Here is an 18,868-nt window from a genome sequence, read left to right as displayed (position 1 = left end):
ACATGCAGCTTCGTCGAAACTTCCACTCGTTGGCCTTCGTCGCGGCCGCCGCATTTTCACTGGTGAGTGCATCGGCGTTCGCCGCCTACGCCGTTCCACCGGCGAACTTGCTGAAGGTGCTGAAGGCACCGCCTCCGCCGGTGCCCAGCGTGGACCCGACTGGCCAATACCTGTTGCTCACGACGAGCCAGACCTATCCATCGATCGATCGCGTGGCGCAGCCTTATCTGAAACTGGCTGGCGTGCGACTGGAGCCGAAGAACCGCAGCCGTCACGACACCACCGGCGGTTACGGCATTCCTGCCTGCGTGAATGATTTCACTCTGGTGGACATCACTAGCGGCAAGGAAACAAGGGTGCAGCTGCCGGCCGGTGCTTGCCCGGGCATGGCGCTGTGGTCACCCGACGGTCAACATTTCGCGTTTCAGAACGTGGTGACCGATTCGATTGAACTGTGGATTGGCGACGCTGCCACCGGTCGCGTGCGCAAAGTGCCGGGCATCGCCCTGAATCAGATTTTCGGCAGCACTGTTCAATGGCTCGATGGCAGCAAGTCGCTGCTGGTGAAACGCGTCCCCGAGCATCAAGGGCCGCCACCGTCCGACAGCAATGCGCCGAGCGGGCCGGATATCCAGGAATCACTCGGCGGCAAGGGCGAAAGCAGCACGTATGAAGCGCGCGATACGCTGACCAGCGCGCTCGACGAACAGCGCTTCGTTTACTACGGCACTTCGCAGCTGGCGCTGGTCGAGGCCGACTCAGGCGCCGTGCACGATGTCGGCAAACCGGCGATCTACAACGACGTCAACGGCGCGCCCGATGGCGTCCATGTGCTGACCGAAGCGATCAAGCCGCCGTATTCGCATGCAGTGACCTATCAGCGCTTCGCCCACGATGTGGCAGTGCTCGATGTCGGCCGGAACACGTCCACACCCATCGCCAGCTTGCCGCTGGCCGATCGCGTGCCGGTGCAAGGCGTGCCGGAAGGCCCGATCAATTTCGACTGGCGCGCGACCGAGCCGGCGACCCTGGTTTGGTCCGAAGCTCTGGACAAAGGTGACTGGAACGTCGAGGTACCCGCGCGCGATCGCGTAATGATGTTGAAGGCGCCCTTCACTGCCAAACCAACCGAGATCGCCCGCACCAAACAGCGTTTTGCCGGTTACGCGTGGAGTCCGAAGCCCGATCTCGCCTTTCTCTATGAGATCGATGAGAACCGCCACTGGCTGACCACGCGCATCGTCGACATTGACAAGCCGGGCGATACCGGCCGCGTGCTTTGGGACATGTCCAGTGACGAGCTGTACAAGAATCCCGGCGATTTTGTCCTGCGCGTATTGCCCAATGGCGCGCGCGTCGTTCGCATGGACGGTGACGCGGTGTTTCTTCACGGCGATGGCGCCTCGACCAAGGGGGATCGTCCGTTCCTCGATCGGCTGAATGTGCGATCGCTCACCGCCGAGCGTCTGTTCCGCAGCGGCGTAGATGACTACGATCAGTTTCTGGGTTTTGCCGGCGAGCAGGGCAAATACCTGACTTGGCACCAGTCCGTGATGGACCCGCCAAACGCTTTCGTTCATGTGCTGGGCGACCACACGACGGACACCGTTGCAGGTGAAGCGCAGTACACCTCGTCGGGTCATCAGCTCACCCGCGTGGCCGATCCCACACCCGAGGTGCGGCAGATCAAGAAGCGTTTGGTCACCTACAAGCGTGCGGACGGCCTGGATCTTTCCTTCACGCTCTACACGCCGCCGGGTTACAAGGAAGGCACGCGCGTGCCGGCGGTTTTGTATGCCTACCCGGCCGACTTCGCCAGCAGCGCGCAAGCGGGCCAGGTATCGGGTTCGCAGCAGACCTTCACCCGCTTGCCCTACTACCGGCTGATGCTGCTGGCCGGCTACGCGATCATCGACGATGCTTCGTTCCCGATCGTCGGCGATCCCAAGACCGCCTATGACACCTACCTCGATCAGTTGACGGCTGACGCCAAGGCGGCAGTGGACAAGGCCGTGGACCTTGGCGTGGTGGATCGCAACCGCATCGGCGTCACCGGTCACAGTCATGGCGCGTTGATGACCGCCAACCTGATCGCCCATACCGATCTATTTCGCGCCGGAGTGGCAACCAGCGGCTCCTACAACAAGACGCTGACGCCGTTCGGTTTCCAGAATGAGCGCCGCTCGGTGTGGCAGGCGCGCGATGTCTACCTCAAGGCTTCGCCGTTCTTCTTCGCCGACAAGATCAAGCTGCCGCTACTGCTCGTACACGGCGAGGACGACGCTAACCCGGGCACCGAACCGATCCAGTCGCAAAAGCTCTTTCAGGCGATCCGCGGCAACGGCGGCACCGCGCGCCTGGTGATGCTGCCGCACGAACCGCATTGGTATACCGCGCTGGAATCCAACGAACAGGTGGTAGCCGAAATGCTGAACTGGTTCGACCGCTACGTGAAAAACGCGGCGCCGCTCAAAGCGGCATCTGCGAATCACTGAGGCTTGGCAGAAGCGCCGCTTTCGCGGCGCTTGTCACTTGCTCGCGGAGTGCGATCGATGGACGCCTGAGGTCAGGCATCCGGCCAGGCGGTCAGGACTTCGAAGCCATCGTCAGTCACGGCGATGGTGTGTTCCCACTGCGCGGACAACGAATGATCCTTGGTGACCACGGTCCAGCCATCGGGCAACTGCTTGGTCTGCGGCTTGCCAGCGTTGATCATCGGCTCGATGGTGAAGGTCATGCCTTTCCTCAACTCGACGCCAGTGCCCGACTTGCCGTAGTGCAGTACCTGCGGCTCGTCGTGATAGACCTTGCCGATGCCGTGCCCACAATACTCGCGCACCACGCTGAAACCGGCGGCTTCCGCATGCTGCTGGATGGCGTGGCCGACATCGCCCAGCGTGGCGCCGGGACGCACCGCCTGGATGCCGCGCATCATCGCTTCGAACGTGGTGTCCACCAGCCGTTTCGCGAGCACCGACGGCGTGCCGACGAAATACATGCGGCTGGTGTCGCCGTGCCAGCCATCCTTGATGACAGTGACATCGAGATTGACGATGTCGCCATCCTTGAGCACCTTGCCGGGGCTCGGGATGCCGTGGCAAATCACGTGATTGACCGAACTGCACAACGTCTTGGGAAAACCGTTGTAGCCCACGTTGGCCGGGATCGCGCCCTGCACGTTCACGATGTGATCGTAGGCCAGCTGGTCGAGCTCCTCGGTGGTGACGCCGGGCTTGACGTGATCCTTGAGCATCGCCAGCACTTCGGCGGCGAGGCGACCGGCGACGCGCATGCCGGCAAGATCTTCGGAAGTTTTGAGAGTTATTGCCATGATCCAGCCCAGATGGCGCCGTCAGTGCCGCGGATCAACCCAATCCACCGGCAACTTGCCGCGCTGCCGGCGCACCGGCTATAATTTCGGAGTTTTGCTGACCTGACGCGACGGTTTTGCCCGTCGATGCAGCGCAAAGCGAACCGGGATTGTAACCGCCCCGCGGTGCAACACCCAAACCAACGCCACACACGTATCGGCACCGCCTTCGGGGTGCTGCGCCTTGCCCTCCAAAGAAAATGGGCACGTCGCGGTCGAAGTCGGGGATGCGTGGAGGTCCCAACCCCCAGGCCCTTCAAGGGCCATTGCAGGAGTTACACCCATGGCACAAGTCACCATGCGTCAGATGCTGGAAGCCGGCGTCCATTTCGGTCACCAGACCCGTTACTGGAACCCCAAGATGGCTCCGTACATCTTTGGCGCCCGCGGCAAGATCCACATTATCAATCTCGAAAAGACCCTTCCGCTGTTCACCGACGCGATGAATTTCCTGTCGGGTCTGGCGCAGAAGCGCGGCACCGTGTTGTTCGTCGGCACCAAGCGTTCGGCCCGTGAGCCGTTGGCCGAGGAAGCCGCACGCGCCGGCATGCCTTTCGTCACCTCGCGCTGGCTCGGCGGCATGCTGACCAACTTCCGCACGGTCAAGCAGTCCGTTTCGCGCCTGAAGGAGCTGGAAGCGGCCGAGACCGATGGCAGCTTCGAGAAGCTGGTCAAGCACGAAGTACTGGCTCGTCGCCGTGAGCGCGACAAGCTGCAGGCCTCGCTGGGCGGCATCAAGGACATGAATCGTCTGCCTGACGCGCTGTTCGTGATCGATATCGGCCACGAAGACATCGCCGTGCAGGAAGCCAAGAAGCTCGGCATTCCAGTGATCGCGGTGGTCGACACCAACTACAACCCGGAACTGGTCGACTACGCCATCCCGGGCAACGACGACGCGATCCGCGCGATCCAGCTGTACGCCCGTGCCGCCGCCGACTCGATCCTGGAAGGCAAGGCTGCTGCGCCGGCCGCTGCACAGGGCGACGCCAATGACTTCGTCGAACTGGACGAGGAAGGCAACCCGGTCGCCAAGATCGATCGCAAGCCTGCCCCGCGTCGCGATGCCGCGCCGCGCAAGAGCGCACCGCGCCGTGACGGTGGTCGCGACGGCGCCGCACGCGGCCCGCGTAACGACGGCGCCCCCGCCGCCAAGTAAGCCACGACGACGGCACGCGCCGTCGGGCTGAAGCGATAAACGCGCGCCATGGCCATCGACGGCCATGGCGCCATCAAAGAATTCAGAGGACTGACGATGAGCAATATTTCCGCCCAACTGGTCAAGGATCTGCGTGAGCGTTCCGGCGCCGGCATGATGGAATGCAAGAAAGCGCTGGTCGAAAACAACGGCGACATCGAAGTGGCGATGGAGTGGCTGCGCAAGTCCGGCCTCGCCAAGGCCGACAAGAAAGCCAGCCGCATCGCCGCCGAAGGCCGCATCGTGACCGCGCAGGCTGCCGGCAAGGCCGTGCTGGTCGAGATCAACTGCGAAACCGACTTCGTCGCCAAGGACGCCAGCTTCCTGAAGTTCAGCGATACCGTCGCTGACGTCGCGCTGAACTCCGGCGCCGCTGATATCGACGCGCTGAAGGCCGCCGCGTATCCGGGCGCCAGCAATGTCGAAGAGGCTGCCAAGACCCTGATCGCCACCATCGGCGAGAAGATCGACGTGCGCCGCATGGCCCGCGTGCAGAGTGACGGCACCATCGGAAGCTACGTGCACGGTGGCCGTATCGGCGTGCTGGTGGCGCTGAAAGGTGGCTCGGAAGATCTGGCCCGCGGCATCGCCATGCATGTTGCTGCGATGAATCCCGCGCACATCCGTGCCGAAGATGTCCCGGCCGATTTCCTGGCCAAGGAAAAGGACATCGCGCTGAGCCAGATGTCCGAAAAGGAAAAGGCCAAGCCGGCCGAGATCCTCGAAAAGATCATCTCGGGCAAGATTCAGAAGATCGTTTCCGAAGTCACCCTGCTCGGCCAGCCCTACGTGCTGGACACCAACGTCACCGTGGCTGACGCCTTGAAGAAGGAAGGCGCGGAGGTTGTATCGGTCGCGCGTCTGGCGGTCGGCGAAGGCATCGAGAAAGTGCAGGAAGATTATCTGGCCGAAGTCGCCAAGGCGATGCAGGGCTAAGCGATTTCGAAAGTCATCGCGTTGGAAAAAAAAGCCGCAGAACATCGCGGCTTTTTCATGGGCGCGGCATCAGCAAACAAATTTGCGCACGACGTTACCCGACTCGCAAGCTGACGCTACAATGCACCGGTTTGGCCCACACAATCCGGAGATGACATGAGCGACCAGCACAAGTATCAACGCATCCTGCTCAAGCTCTCCGGTGAAGCATTGATGGGCGAAGCCGACTACGGCATCGACCCGAAGATGATCGGCCGGCTCGCCGACGAAATCATCGAAGTCCAGCGCGCCGGCATACAGATCGGCGTGGTCATCGGCGGCGGAAACATCTTCCGCGGCGCAGGTCTGGCCGCTGCCGGCATGGATCGCGTCACCGGCGACCACATGGGCATGCTGGCGACCGTGATCAACGCGTTGGCGATGCAGGATGCGATCGAGAAGCGCGGCGGTTTCGCGCGTGTGATGAGCGCCCTGCCGATTCATGATGTCGCCGAAGATTTCATCCGCCGGCGCGCCATCCGGCACATCGAGAAGGGCCGCATTGTGCTGTTCGCGGCCGGCATCGGCAATCCCTTCTTCACCACCGATTCCGCCGCCGCGCTGCGCGCCGTCGAAATGAATGCCGACGTGCTGCTGAAAGCCACCAAAGTGGATGGCATCTACACCGCCGATCCTGCCAAGGACGCAACCGCCACGCGCTACGACAAGCTCAGCTACGACGAGGTGATCGAGCGCAAGCTCGCAGTGATGGACACCGCCGCGATCGCGCTGTGCCGCGACGACCGCATGCCGATGCGCATCTACGACATGACCGTGCCCGGCAACCTGATGCGGATCATGCACGGCGAACCCATCGGCACGCTGGTCAGCGCAGACTGAGCGAGGCCGACGGCACACGCCTCGCTTGCTATAATCGAACGCTTTCCAGATTCATCGGGATACGCCACATGCTCAACGACATCAAGACCGATGCCCAGACCCGCATGGGCAAGAGCATCGACTCGCTCAAGCACGACCTGACCCGTGTCCGCACCGGGCGCGCCAGCACCTCACTCGTCGACAACATCAAGGTGCCCTATTACGGCGCCGACATGCCGCTTTCACAGGTGGCGTCGGTGTCGTTGGCCGATGCGCGCACGATCATCGTCACTCCGTGGGAAAAAACCATGGTGGCGCCGATCGAAAAAGCGCTGATGGCATCGGACCTCGGCATCACGCCGACCACCGCCGGAACCGTGATTCGCCTCAACATGCCCCCGCTCACCGAAGAGCGCCGCCGCGAACTGGCCAAGCACGTGGGGCACGAAGGCGAGAACGCCAAGATCGCCATCCGCAACGTGCGCCGCGATGCCTTGCAGCAGGTCAAGGATCTGCTCAAGGAAAAGCTGATCACCGAAGACGACGACCGTCGCATCGATGATGAAATCCAGAAGCTCACCGACCGTGCCGTGAAGGACGTCGATGCCGTGGTAAAGGCGAAGGAAGAGGAGCTGATGGCGCTCTGAGCGCCGTCGAAGCTCGCATGCCCGGCGCACAAGCTGCAGGAGTTCCGCGCCATATCGCCATCGTGATGGATGGCAACGGTCGCTGGGCCAAGGCGCGTCACCGGCCACGCAGCTTTGGTCACAATGCAGGCAGAAAGGCCGTTCGTGCCGTCATCGAGGCATGCATGCGCGAGGGCGTCCAGGCACTGACGCTGTTCGCGTTCTCCAGCGAAAACTGGCATCGACCCCAGGACGAAGTCGGCGCGTTGATGGATTTGTTTCTGCGCGCCCTCGACCGGGAAGTGGAAGAACTGCACGGCCACGGTGTTCGATTGCGTTTCGTCGGCGAACTCGATGCTTTCGACCAGCCTCTGCGCCGTCGCATGCAGGCCTCGATGACGCGCACCGAGGGCAACGACAAGCTGTTGGTGAACATCGCCGTGAATTACGGAGGTCGCTGGGATATCGTGCGTGCCGCGCGCCGGGCTGCCGAGGCTGTCGCAAATGGCGAGTTGCGCGTGGATCAGATCGACGAATCGCGGCTCGATCAATGGACAAGCCTCGCGGAACTCCCGCCGCTGGACCTTTTCATCCGCACCGGCGGCGAATACCGACTCAGCAACTTCCTGTTGTGGCAAGCCGCCTACGCCGAACTCTATTTTACCGATACCCTGTGGCCTGATTTCGACGAGGCCTGCCTGCGTCGCGCCATCGAAGACTATGCCCGCCGCGAGCGCCGATATGGCCGCACAGGCGAGCAGGTCGCCACGAACGTCTGAGGATTTCCATGCTGCGACAGCGCGTTCTCACTGCCATCTTCCTCGTGCCGATGGCGTTGCTCATCATCCTGTGGCCGAATACGGCGGTGTTCGCCGTGATCTGCGCCGCGACCTTTCTTGCGGCGTTGTGGGAATGGATGCTGCTGAGCGGATTGAAAAATTTCGCGGCACGCGTCGCGCTATTGGTCGTGGCGGCCGCGATTTTCGGCGCACTGTGGTACGGACACACTACGCTGCTGATGCCGATGATGCTGGCCGTCGGTGCCGCATGGTGGTTGCTCGCATGCCTGTGGTTGCGGCATTTCGCATTCGCCGCCGCGCCGACCGCCGAGAACCGCAGCCTGAAAACAATCGCCGGCGCGTTCGTGCTCTTTCCCGCGTGGATGGCTGCACTCAGTCTGCACGAACGGTTGCCGCACGGCCATTGGTGGACTTTGCTCGCGTTGGTCATCGTGTGGTGTGCGGACATCGGCGCCTATTTCAGCGGCCGTGTTTTCGGAAAGCTCAAGCTCGCGCCGCAGATCAGCCCGGGCAAGACCTGGGCCGGCGCTTATGGCGCGCTGGTTGCCGGCACTTTGATTGCACTGCTCGGCGGCTGGTTGCTGCATGTGCGTGGCGCGCAGTTGCTTGGACTGGCAGTGCTGGGCTCGCTCACGGTGGCGATCTCAATCGTCGGAGACTTGATCGAGAGCCTGATGAAACGCCACGCAATGGTGAAGGATTCCGGCAGCATTTTCCCAGGTCACGGCGGCCTGATGGATCGCATGGACAGCGTGTTCGCGGCGCTGCCGATATTCGCAGCCGGCCTGTTGCTTCTTGGTGTCTGAGATGAAAAACGTCGCCGTTCTCGGTGCCACCGGCTCCATCGGCGGCAACACGCTCGACGTCATCGCGCGTCATCCCGATCGCTTCCGCGCCACGGTGTTGACGGCCTATCGTCAGGTCGAGGCGCTGGTCGAGTTGTGCGTCCGTCATCGGCCGGAACTGGCGGTGATCGCGGACCCCGCACTTGAGGGCGAACTGTCGCGGAGGCTTGCTGCTGCCGGGGTTCGTTGCGAAGTCGCCAGTGGACACGATGCACTCACCGCTTCCGCCAGCGGCAATCAGTGCGACACCGTGGTCGCTGCCATTGTCGGCGCTGCCGGCCTCGAGTCCACGCTCGCTGCGGCACGCGCAGGCAAGCGGCTCTTGCTGGCGAACAAGGAAGCGATCGTCATGGCCGGGCCGCTGCTGCTGGATGCGGTGGCCGCCGGCGGCGCCACCTTGATTCCGGTCGATTCCGAACACAACGCGATCTTCCAGTGTCTGCCCGGCGGCAGGCCCGACCTCGGGCGCAGCGGTGTGCGCCGATTGATCCTCACTGCGTCCGGTGGTCCGTTCCGCGGCCGCACTCGCGCAGAACTTGGCGACATCACGCCGGACCAGGCCTGCAAACATCCGAAGTGGTCGATGGGTCGCAAGATTTCGGTCGATTCGGCCACGCTGATGAACAAGGGGCTGGAAGTGATCGAGGCGCACCATCTGTTTGGCGCACCGGCGGACGCCATCGAAGTGGTCGTGCATCCGCAAAGTCTGGTTCACTCGATGGTCGAATACGTCGACGGTTCGGTGCTGGCGCAACTGGGCAACCCCGACATGCGCACGGCCATCGCGTGTGCGCTGGCGTGGCCCGAACGCGTCGACGCCGGCGTGACGCCGCTGAACCTCGCGGCCTGCGAGCCGCTGGCGTTCGAATCTCCCGATCTCATCACCTTCCGTTGTCTGGCGCTGGCATTTCAGGCGTTGCGTGCCGGTGGTGACGCGCCAGCAATCCTGAATGCCGCGAACGAGGTGGCCGTGGAGTCGTTCCTGGCCGGCGCGCTACCGTTTCTGTCAATCGCCGACGTGGTGGAAACGGTACTTGCGGAACTGCCGGCGCAACCCGTGGTCGATGTTCAGACCCTTTGTGAACGGGACCGGGGCGCTCGCGAAGCGGCGCGCCGGGTTCTTCGCAATGCTTGCTGATATTCTTGCGCTGATGACTTGCCCCAACGGTACTTGATGACTTCCTTCTTCGGCTCGGTGTTCTGGTTACTGGTCACGCTTGGCGTGCTGGTGACCTTCCACGAATTCGGCCATTACTGGGTCGCGCGCCGCTGTGGCGTCAAGGTGTTGCGCTTTTCCGTCGGTTTCGGTAATGCGATCTGGAAGCGCACCGCTCGCAACGGCACCGAATATCGCATCGGCACCATTCCGCTCGGCGGCTACGTCAAGATGCTTGACGCGCGCGAAGGCGAAGTCGACCCCGCGTTGCGCGATCAGGAATTCACCGGCAAGCCGGTATGGCAACGCATCGCCATCGTGGCCGCAGGACCGGGTTTCAATCTGATCTTCACCATCGCTGCGTTCTGGCTGATGTTTTTGATTGGACGTCCCGACGCCGCACCGGTGATCACCGCGGCTCCGCAAAGCATGGCGGCGCAGGCGGGCGTACGTGCAGGCGATCGGTTGCTGAGCGTGGGTGGCGCGGAGGTCTATACCTTTACCGATGCGATGAACGACATCGCTTCCGGCCTGCTCAGCCGGGAACCGCTTCCAGTGAGTGTTCGTGGTACAGACGGCCGCCAGCGCCAGCTCACGTTGCCGCTCGACAAACTGCCAGCTGGACAGGATGTCGGTCAGTACCTCGACACCTTGGGAATCGACCTCAATCCACCGCCCCCCATCGCGGCCACGGTGATGCCTGAGAAACCGGCTGCGCAAGCGGGCATGCTGAGCGGCGACCGCATGGTCAGCATCAACGGGCAAGCCGTTGCGGATTACACGCAGTTCCAGAAGCTGGTTCGGCAGTTCGCCGCAAAATCACCGTCCTTGCACGTGGTTGTCGAACGACAGGGCCGCGCAGTGCCGCTGACCATCGTGGCGCGCCAGGAATCCCTGGAAGGGCAACCGACCACCTGGATCATCGGCGTCTCTTCCCAGAAGGGCGAACTCGCCACCCGGCGTTACGGCCCAATCGATGCATTCGGCATGGCCGTCAGCACGACCTGGGGCAATGCCTCGCAAACGTTCAACATGATTGGCCAGTTGCTGACCGGCAAGGCATCCACCAAGAATCTTTCCGGCGTGATCGGCATCGCCCAGGTTGCCAATGCGTCGGCGAGCATGGGGCCTGCGTGGTTCCTCAATTTCCTCGCGATGGTTTCGTTGAGTCTTGCGATCGTCAACCTGCTGCCGATTCCCGTCTTGGACGGGGGTCACCTGCTGTATTATCTTGTCGAGTTAGTCAAAGGCAGTCCGGTCAGCGAGCAGGCGATGGCTGTCGGCCAGTACATCGGCCTGATGCTGCTGCTGACATTGATGGGATTAGCGTTCTACAACGATATTCATCGCATGCTGCCTACATGACGTCGGCCGGCCTGCGCTGCATCTCTGCAGAACGCTTCCTTGCGACAGCGGCGTCAAAGCGCGCTGGCGAGCCACACGATGTACTCCTGCGGAGTGCGGATTGTTTTTTCGAGACAGGGGTTTCCCTGTTTCATGCATTGATCGGGGCGGCCATGCTGGCTGCTCCATCGAAATAACCCAACGGAACCGACGATGAAGCGTATCGCCGCGCTGATCCTGCTTGCCTCCCTCTCCGCCAATGCGTTTGCCTTCGATCCGTTCGTGGTGTCGGACATCCGCATCGACGGTCTCAGCCGAATTTCCGCGGGAACGGTCTACAACTACCTGCCAATCAACAAGGGCGACCAGCTGACCAACGACGAGGCCCAGAGGGCGATTCGCGCGTTGTACCAGACGAAGTTCTTCAGCGACGTGGAGCTTGAGCGCGAGGGAAACATCCTGGTGGTCAAGGTGACGGAGCGTCCCTCGATCGCCAAGTTGTCGATCCGCGGCAACCATGACATCAAGACCGACGACCTGAAGAAAGGCCTGAAGGATATCGGCCTGTCCGAGGGCGAGACTTTCGATCGTCTTGCGGTGGACAACGTGCAACAGGAACTGATTCGTCAGTACTACAACCGTGGCAAGTACAACGTGTCGGTGCTTCCGCACGTCACCACGCTGGATCGCAATCGCGTGGCGGTCGACATCGAAATCCGCGAAGGCAAGGTCGCCAAGATCAAGGAGTTCAACATCCTTGGCAACCACGCTTTCAGCGACAAGGACATCAAGGACGGCTTCGAACTCAGCACCACCAACCTGATGTCGTGGTATTCGAAGAACGACCAGTACTCGCGCGAAAAACTCTCCGGTGATTTGGAGAAGCTGCAGTCGTACTACATGAATCGCGGCTACGCGGATTTCGGCGTCGACTCCACTCAGGTGACGATCGCGCCGGACAAGCGCGCGATGTACATCGATGCCGGGGTGAAGGAAGGCGACATCTACAAGATTTCCGACATCAAGCTTCTCGGCACGTTGATCCTGCCGGAGAAAACCCTGCGTCTGTTCGTGTTCTCCAAGCCGGGCGACACCTTCAATCGCGGCGCGATCGAGGAAAGCACCAAGGCGATCAAGGCTGTTCTGGCGAACATCGGTTATGCATACGCCAAGGTCACGCCGATCCCGAAGCTCGACAAGGAAAAGCGCACCGTCGACGTGACGCTGTACATCGAGCCTGGCCAGCGCGTCTACGTGCGCCGGGTGGTGTTCCAGGGCAACACGCGTACCGAGGACAACGTGATGCGTCGCGAGACGCGTCAGCTCGAGGGTTCGTGGTACGTGCAGAATGCGCTGGACCGCACCAAGACGCGCCTGATGAAACTCGGGTATTTCAAGACCGTCGATATCGACAAGAAGCTGGTTCCCGGCACGCAGGATCAGGTCGACGTGACCGTCAAGGTCGAGGAGCAATCCGCCGGCAACGTGCAGTTCGGCGTCGGCTATTCGCAGTACTCCGGCATCATCATCAATGCCTCGTTGTCGCAGAACAATTTGTTCGGCACCGGCGACAGCTTTTCGATCAGCGGTGAGCGCAGCAGCTACTACACCAACTTCGGCGTCAACTATTACAACCCGTACCTCACGGACAACAACGTCGGTATCGGTTACAGCGCCACGTATTCGAAGACCGATTACGGCGACACCGATTTTGCGAACTACTCCACCAGTGCAAAGAGTTTCTCGTCGTATCTGGGCCTGCCTATTTCCGAAACGGACGGTGTTCGCCTCGGACTCGGCATCAGCAGCAACAAGGTCAACCTGATCCAGGGTTTCAGCCCGCAGGTGCTGATCGATTACCAGAACCAGATCGGTCATCAGACGGTTCATTCCTGGATCGGCACGCTCGGCTGGAACCACGACACGCGCAACGGTTACTGGGCACCGACACGCGGCGGCTTGCTGTCCGCATCGGTCGATGTCGCCCTGCCCGGTTCCACCGTGCAGTACTGGAAACTGACCACCGAAGCCAACCACTACTGGCCGATCGGCCTCGGTTTCGTGCTGTATGTGGATGGCCAGGTTGGCTACGGCAAGGCATACGGCAACAACGGCATCAGCGACGACGCCTTCGCTGCATTGAAAGCGCAGACGGACAAGAACCTGACCATCCCGGCGGTTCCGGCGACGGCAACGACCGCGGCAGTCCCTGCCATTCCGTATGACATGCAGGATCTGCGCGACCAATTCCCGTTCTGGCAGAACTTCTACTCCGGCGGTGTGCGTGATGTCCGTGGCTTCCAGGACAACACGCTCGGCCCGCGCATCTGTATCGACGGCAGCACGCCCGAGAAGAACGGCCTGTGCGATGGCGGTTACTACTCGCAGCCGATCGGTGGTGCGTTCAAGGTTCTCGGCACGGCGGAACTCTATCTGCCGCTGCCGTTTCTGAAGGACATCAACACTGCGCGCGTGTCGCTGTTCACCGACGTCGGCAACGCGTATGCGAGCTATCGGGATTTCAACGCCAGCACCTTGCGCGCGTCCGCCGGTATCTCGCTGCACTGGCAGGCACCGATCGGTCCGCTGATCATCAGTCTGGCGGTGCCGTTCCGCACGCAGCAGGAAGACAGTCACTACGAAGAGCGCATCCAGTTCACCTTCGGCAGCCAGTTCTGACGACGAGTCTGGATTCGACCGCCTAAGCCGTGCATCGCTGTGGCAACAAAAGAAAGCGCGGCGATGCCGCGCTTTCTTTTGTCCGCATGCAACGATCCCGCAGTAGCAAAGCGATGAACAAGTGTACGCCCTACAATGCGTGGAACGTTCCGGAGTTCGCATGAGCACGATCAACTACACCGTGGCCGAGCTTGCCGAGCGGTTCGGCCTCGAATGGAAAGGCGACGGTTCGCGCGTCATCACCGGCGTGTCGACGCTCGCGGCGGCAACCCGCGATCAACTCGGTTTTCTCTCCAACAATAAGTACGCGACACAACTGAGCACCACTTCGGCGGGCGTGGTCGTGCTGCGGGAGGAACACGTCGCGACCTGTCCGACGTCCGCACTCGTGGCCAAGGATCCCTACGTCGCCTATGCGCGCATCGCCGCGCTGTTCGAACGGATGCCCGCCACGTCGCCAGGCATCCACCCCAGCGCCGTCGTTGCGGCGAGCGCACGCGTCAGCGCGAGCGCGAGTATCGGGCCCTGCTGCGTGATCGAAAACGGCGCCGTGATCGAGGACGGCGTGGTGCTCGGTCCGCATTGCATCATCGGCGAGGAGTGCACGGTCGGTGCGCAATCGCGCCTAGTTGCACGCGTAACGCTGGTCATCCGCGTCACGCTCGGCAAACGAGTGCTGGTGCACCCGGGCGCAGTGATCGGTTCGGACGGATTCGGCAACGCCTTCGATCGCGACGGGCCCGGACATGGCTGCTGGGTGAAGCTGCCGCAACTCGGTGGCGTGTGCATCGGCGACGATTGCGAGATCGGCGCCAACACCACGATCGATCGCGGCGCGCTCGACGATACCGTACTTGAGGAAGACGTGCGCCTGGACAACCAGATCCAGATCGCCCACAACGTTCACATCGGCGCACATACGGCGATGGCCGGCTGTGCCGCGGTCGCGGGCACCGCGAAGATCGGCCGTTACTGCATGATCGGTGGCAACGCCGGCGTGCTGGGTCATCTGGAACTGGCCGACGGAGTTACCATTACCGCCAAGAGCCTGGTCACGCACTCGATTCGCGAACCCGGTGAATATTCTTCCGGCGTGCCGTTGCAGGAAAACCGCCTCTGGCGGAAGAACGCGGCGCGCTTCAAGCATCTGGATGAGTACGCGCGTCGTTTGTCGGCGCTGGAGAAGGACAGCAACCATGAGTGATACCAAAGAACCCCTGACCCTGCCAATCAACGTCGAGCAGATCCAGGAACTGCTGCCGCATCGCTATCCGTTCCTGCTGGTGGATCGGGTGATCGACATCGTGCCGGACGTCAGCGTCGTCGGCATCAAGAACGTGACGATCAACGAACCGTTTTTCCAGGGACATTTTCCCGGCCACCCGGTGATGCCCGGCGTGCTGATCGTCGAGGCCATGGCGCAAACCGCCGGCTTGCTGACGCAGATTTCCCGTCGCATCAATGGCGACAAAGGCAGCCCGCTGTTCTACCTCGTCAAAATAGACAACGCGCGTTTCAACGCGCCGGTGGTTCCCGGCGACCAGTTGCGAATCGAGGTCACTTTGAAACGCCTGATGCGGGGCATGGGTCTGTTCTCCGCGCGCACGCTGGTCGGCGGCAAAGAAGTGGCGAGCTGTGACCTGATGTGTGCAGCCAGGGCCGACAAATGAGCAGCTCCGCATTGATCCACGCCACGGCGCTGATCGAACCTTCGGCCGTCATCGGCGACAACGTCAGCATCGGCGCCTATAGCGTGATCGGTGCCGAAGTGGAAATCGGCGAAGGCACGATCATCGGCCCGCACGTGGTGATCGAAGGCCCGACGCGCATCGGCCGCGACAATCGCATCACCCAGTTCGCTTCACTCGGCGGCGCGCCGCAGGACAAGAAATTCGGCGGCGAACGCACCGAGCTGGTGATCGGCGATCGCAACCTCATCCGCGAGTTCGTCACCGTCAATCGTGGCACCGGCGATGGCGGCGGCGCCACGCGCATCGGCAATGACAACTGGCTGCTGGCGTACGTGCACATCGCGCACGACTGCCATCTCGGCAACAACACCATCTTCTCCAATTACGCCGCGCTGGCCGGTCATGTGGAAGTGGGCGACTGGACCGTGTTCGCCGGCTATTCCGGCGCGCATCAGTTCTGCAAGATCGGCGCGCACGCATTCATCGCGATGGGCTGCCTGGTCGGACACGACGTGCCGCCTTTCGTGACGATGGCGAATGAACAGCAAGGTCGCCCCCGCGGCATCAACAGCGAAGGCCTCAAGCGTCGGGGTTTCGACGCGACGCGAATCGCCGCGATCAAGCGCGCGTATCGCACGCTTTACATGGGCGGCCTCACCTTGCCCGAAGCGCGCGAAAAACTGGTAGCGCAGGCGCAGGAGAGCGATGACGTGCGTTCCATGCTGCAGTTTATCGATCGCAGCGAACGGTCGCTCGCACGATAAGTGCGCAGCGCGTATCGTGAAATCAAACACTGCTTTGCTCTGCTTCTGAAGTGAGCGGGACGCATCCCATGCAATCCAGCACAACTTCACCGCTCATCGCCATCATCGCCGGCGAAGATTCCGGCGACCAGCTCGGCGCAGATCTCATCATCTCGCTGCGCCAGCATTATCCGCAGGCGCGCTTCGTCGGCATCGGCGGCGCACGCATGCTGGCCGAAGGCTTCGAATCCTGGTTCGACATCCACGAGCTTTCGCTCTTCGGCTTCAGCGAAGTGATCTCGCATTTGCCTCGTCTTCTGCAATTGCGCACGCAACTGGTCAAACGATTACTCGCGTTGCAGCCGGCAGTAGTGATCGGTATCGACGCGCCCGATTTCAATCTCGGCGTGGAAAAACGATTGAAGCAGGCAGGACTGCTCACCGTGCATTACGTCAGCCCGTCGGTCTGGGCATGGCGCGAGAAACGCGCCGCGAAAATCGGACAGAGCGCGCATCGCGTGCTGTGCCTCTTCCCTATGGAACCGGAAATTTACGCGCGCCACGGCATCGACGCACGCTTCGTCGGCCATCCCCTCGCCGATCGCTTCGCACTGGTTTCCGATCGCGTCGGCGCGCGCGAGATTCTGCAGCTGCCGCAGCAGGTGCCGGTGCTCGCCGTGTTGCCCGGCAGCCGGCTGTCGGAACTGGCACGACTGGGGCCGATCTTCATCGAGGCCGCGAAGCGTGTCGCTGCGGCGGTACCCGGACTGCGCGTCGTGATCCCGGCAGCCAATCCCAAGGTGCGCCTCAAGCTCGAAGCGCTGCTTGCCGGCAGCAAGCACGACGAGTCGCGCCCAATGCTGATGGATGGCCACGCGCACGAAGCGATGCTCGCCGCCGATATCGTGCTGCTCGCGTCGGGCACGGCGACGCTTGAGGCGATGCTGGCCAAGCGTCCGATGGTGGTGGGTTACCGCGTCGCTCCACTGAGTTATCGCATGGCACGCGCCATGAGGATGCTGAAAACGGACGTCTATTCATTACCCAACATTCTTGCGCGTGCAGCTGGCGTGGGCGATCCGTTGCCGGTTCCCGAATTCATGCAGGACGAATGCACCGCGGCCAACCTGGCACAGGCCACGCTGGCGCTTTTCCGCGACAGCGATCGCCGCGGCCAGATCGTGTCCACATTCGAACATTTGCATCGCGCCTTGCGCGGCGATCTCGAAGGCCAGGCCGGTCATCGCGCAGCCATGGCGATCGCCGAATTGATGGATGAACGTCATGCGCGTTGATCGATCCGCCTTCAACATCCGCGCCGCGACACGCGCGCGCCGCAAGGAAGCCGGAGACATCATCGTTGCCGGCGTCGACGAAGCAGGCCGCGGTCCGTTGGCAGGTCCGCTGGCAGTTGCCGCGGTCATCCTCGACCCGGCGCGACGCATCCGGGGACTCGATGATTCCAAGAAGCTCACCGAAGCGAAACGCGAAGCGCTTTATCCGAGGATTGTCGAGCGCGCACTCGCCTATTGCGTCGTGCTGATCGAAGTGGACGAGATCGATCGCATCAATATCTTCCAGGCCACCATGGCCGGCATGAGTCGTGCCGTGGCCGGGCTCGGGCTTGCCGCGCACGAGGCGTGGATCGACGGCAACCACATGCCGAAGAATTTGCCTTGCCGCGGTCGCGCGATCATCGGCGGCGACGCTCTGGAACCGGCCATCAGCGCCGCATCGATCCTCGCCAAGGTGACGCGCGATCGCCTCATGGTCGCAATGGACGCTATCCATCCGGGCTACGGTTTCGCTGCGCACAAAGGCTACTCCACGCCACAACATCTCGAATCGCTGCAACGACTCGGCCCCTGCGGCCAGCATCGACGCAGCTTTGCGCCCGTACGCGTGCTGCTGGACCAGCTCACGCTTTTCTGATCGGCGCGGGCAGATGCCATGCGACGTGCCGCTGGATTACGCTGCACGAAATCGGAAGGGGAATCCGCATGCGCAGAATCACCATCGCTTTATTTGCCACGCTGTTTTGCATCTCGGCGAGCGCCATGATCAAACCCGGCGACGTTCCGCCGAACGATCTCGGCAGAACCCGCGACAACCAGTCGATCACCGTGAGTTCGCTGCACGGCAAGGTCGTGGTGATCAGCTTCTGGGCGACCTGGTGCGGCTACTGCATGAAGGAAATGCCGGTACTGGCGAACCTGCAGGAGTTGGCCACGCAGAAGAACCTCGCGCTGCAGGTCGTATCCGTCGATTCGAAGGAGGACCGCAAGATCTTCGCCAACGCCGCACGTGTCCTGCATCCCGGTTTGCCCGATCTGCTGCTGACATGGGACCGCTACGGCAGAATCGGCGAGCCCTATGGCGCCAGCAAGGGCATTCCGGTGATGGTGATGCTGCATCGGGACGGCACCGTGGCGCACGTACATGTGGGCTACGGCGAAGACATGCTCGACAGTTTGGTGTCAGAGATCAACGCGCTGCTTGCCGAGCCCGTGCCCGCGACGGTCGCCATCGCGCACTGATCGACCCCGATCGGCGCCATGGCAAGCGCCATGCGGCTTCGCGCAAACCGCACGCAAGTCAATCTTGCCGCTGGGCGGGACGGCG

General features: G+C 62.2%; 17 protein-coding genes. 16 read left to right on the top strand and 1 reads right to left on the bottom strand.

What is annotated here, in order from left to right; all coding sequences use genetic code 11:
- The first annotated feature begins 2 nt into the window (after positions 1-2).
- Entirely contained in the window at positions 3-2,495 is a 2,493-nt protein-coding gene (locus GSQ73_RS06565) for a prolyl oligopeptidase family serine peptidase (RefSeq protein WP_158882250.1), read from the top strand.
- A gap of 71 nt (positions 2,496-2,566) precedes the next feature.
- Here GSQ73_RS06565 and map read toward each other — a convergent pair whose 3' ends face one another.
- The gene (gene map / locus GSQ73_RS06560) at positions 2,567-3,331 is read right to left on the bottom strand and encodes a type I methionyl aminopeptidase (RefSeq protein ID WP_158882248.1); all 765 of its coding nucleotides are present in this window, start codon (positions 3,329-3,331) and stop codon (positions 2,567-2,569) included.
- Between the two features lie 322 nt (positions 3,332-3,653).
- On the opposite strand from map, the gene rpsB reads away from it, so the two are divergent.
- The 15 genes from rpsB (at position 3,654) to GSQ73_RS06485 (ending at position 18,783) form a co-directional block, all read left to right on the top strand.
- Complete coding sequence (gene rpsB / locus GSQ73_RS06555; RefSeq protein ID WP_158882246.1) at positions 3,654-4,529, top strand: 30S ribosomal protein S2; 876 nt, start codon at positions 3,654-3,656, stop codon at positions 4,527-4,529.
- A gap of 96 nt (positions 4,530-4,625) precedes the next feature.
- Positions 4,626-5,504 (top strand): translation elongation factor Ts, encoded by an 879-nt coding sequence (gene tsf / locus GSQ73_RS06550; RefSeq protein ID WP_158882244.1) that lies wholly within the window; start codon positions 4,626-4,628, stop codon positions 5,502-5,504.
- Positions 5,505-5,660: 156 nt separating this feature from the next.
- Positions 5,661-6,383, top strand: a complete 723-nt coding sequence (pyrH, locus tag GSQ73_RS06545; protein ID WP_158882242.1) for a UMP kinase — start codon at positions 5,661-5,663, stop codon at positions 6,381-6,383.
- A 68-nt stretch (positions 6,384-6,451) separates the two neighbouring features.
- Positions 6,452-7,009, top strand: a complete 558-nt coding sequence (gene frr / locus GSQ73_RS06540; protein ID WP_158882240.1) for a ribosome recycling factor — start codon at positions 6,452-6,454, stop codon at positions 7,007-7,009.
- Positions 7,010-7,026: 17 nt separating this feature from the next.
- A complete protein-coding gene (uppS, locus tag GSQ73_RS06535) occupies positions 7,027-7,767 on the top strand; it encodes a polyprenyl diphosphate synthase (RefSeq protein ID WP_158882238.1) in 741 nt (246 codons plus the stop codon).
- An 8-nt stretch (positions 7,768-7,775) separates the two neighbouring features.
- A complete protein-coding gene (locus GSQ73_RS06530) occupies positions 7,776-8,594 on the top strand; it encodes a phosphatidate cytidylyltransferase (RefSeq protein ID WP_158882236.1) in 819 nt (272 codons plus the stop codon).
- Between the two features lies 1 nt (position 8,595).
- On the top strand, positions 8,596-9,771 hold the full coding sequence (locus tag GSQ73_RS06525; RefSeq protein ID WP_158882234.1) for a 1-deoxy-D-xylulose-5-phosphate reductoisomerase: 1,176 nt from the start codon (positions 8,596-8,598) through the stop codon (positions 9,769-9,771).
- A 36-nt stretch (positions 9,772-9,807) separates the two neighbouring features.
- Positions 9,808-11,154: an RIP metalloprotease RseP gene (gene rseP / locus GSQ73_RS06520; RefSeq protein ID WP_158882232.1), complete on the top strand. Its 1,347-nt coding sequence runs from the start codon at positions 9,808-9,810 to the stop codon at positions 11,152-11,154.
- Positions 11,155-11,346: 192 nt separating this feature from the next.
- Positions 11,347-13,812, top strand: coding sequence for an outer membrane protein assembly factor BamA (gene bamA / locus GSQ73_RS06515; RefSeq protein WP_158882230.1), 2,466 nt, complete (start codon positions 11,347-11,349; stop codon positions 13,810-13,812).
- Positions 13,813-13,972: 160 nt separating this feature from the next.
- The gene (gene lpxD, locus GSQ73_RS06510) at positions 13,973-15,016 is read left to right on the top strand and encodes a UDP-3-O-(3-hydroxymyristoyl)glucosamine N-acyltransferase (protein WP_158882228.1); all 1,044 of its coding nucleotides are present in this window, start codon (positions 13,973-13,975) and stop codon (positions 15,014-15,016) included.
- Complete coding sequence (fabZ, locus tag GSQ73_RS06505) at positions 15,009-15,482, top strand: 3-hydroxyacyl-ACP dehydratase FabZ (RefSeq protein ID WP_158882226.1); 474 nt, start codon at positions 15,009-15,011, stop codon at positions 15,480-15,482. Before lpxD ends, fabZ begins: the two co-directional genes overlap by 8 nt.
- Positions 15,479-16,267: an acyl-ACP--UDP-N-acetylglucosamine O-acyltransferase gene (gene lpxA / locus GSQ73_RS06500; protein WP_158882224.1), complete on the top strand. Its 789-nt coding sequence runs from the start codon at positions 15,479-15,481 to the stop codon at positions 16,265-16,267. The genes fabZ and lpxA overlap by 4 nt, the downstream gene beginning before the upstream one ends.
- Positions 16,268-16,335: 68 nt before the next feature.
- A complete protein-coding gene (gene lpxB / locus GSQ73_RS06495) occupies positions 16,336-17,541 on the top strand; it encodes a lipid-A-disaccharide synthase (RefSeq protein ID WP_158882222.1) in 1,206 nt (401 codons plus the stop codon).
- Complete coding sequence (rnhB, locus tag GSQ73_RS06490; RefSeq protein ID WP_216844735.1) at positions 17,531-18,178, top strand: ribonuclease HII; 648 nt, start codon at positions 17,531-17,533, stop codon at positions 18,176-18,178. Before lpxB ends, rnhB begins: the two co-directional genes overlap by 11 nt.
- Before the next feature lie 68 nt (positions 18,179-18,246).
- On the top strand, positions 18,247-18,783 hold the full coding sequence (locus GSQ73_RS06485) for a TlpA disulfide reductase family protein (RefSeq protein ID WP_158882217.1): 537 nt from the start codon (positions 18,247-18,249) through the stop codon (positions 18,781-18,783).
- The last annotated feature ends 85 nt before the right edge of the window (positions 18,784-18,868 follow it).

The sequence above is a fragment of the Rhodanobacter sp. L36 genome (assembly GCF_009765755.1).
Lineage (GTDB): Bacteria > Pseudomonadota > Gammaproteobacteria > Xanthomonadales > Rhodanobacteraceae > Rhodanobacter.
Note: the sequence above shows the minus strand (reverse complement) of the source record. Positions and strands in the feature narration are given on the sequence as shown.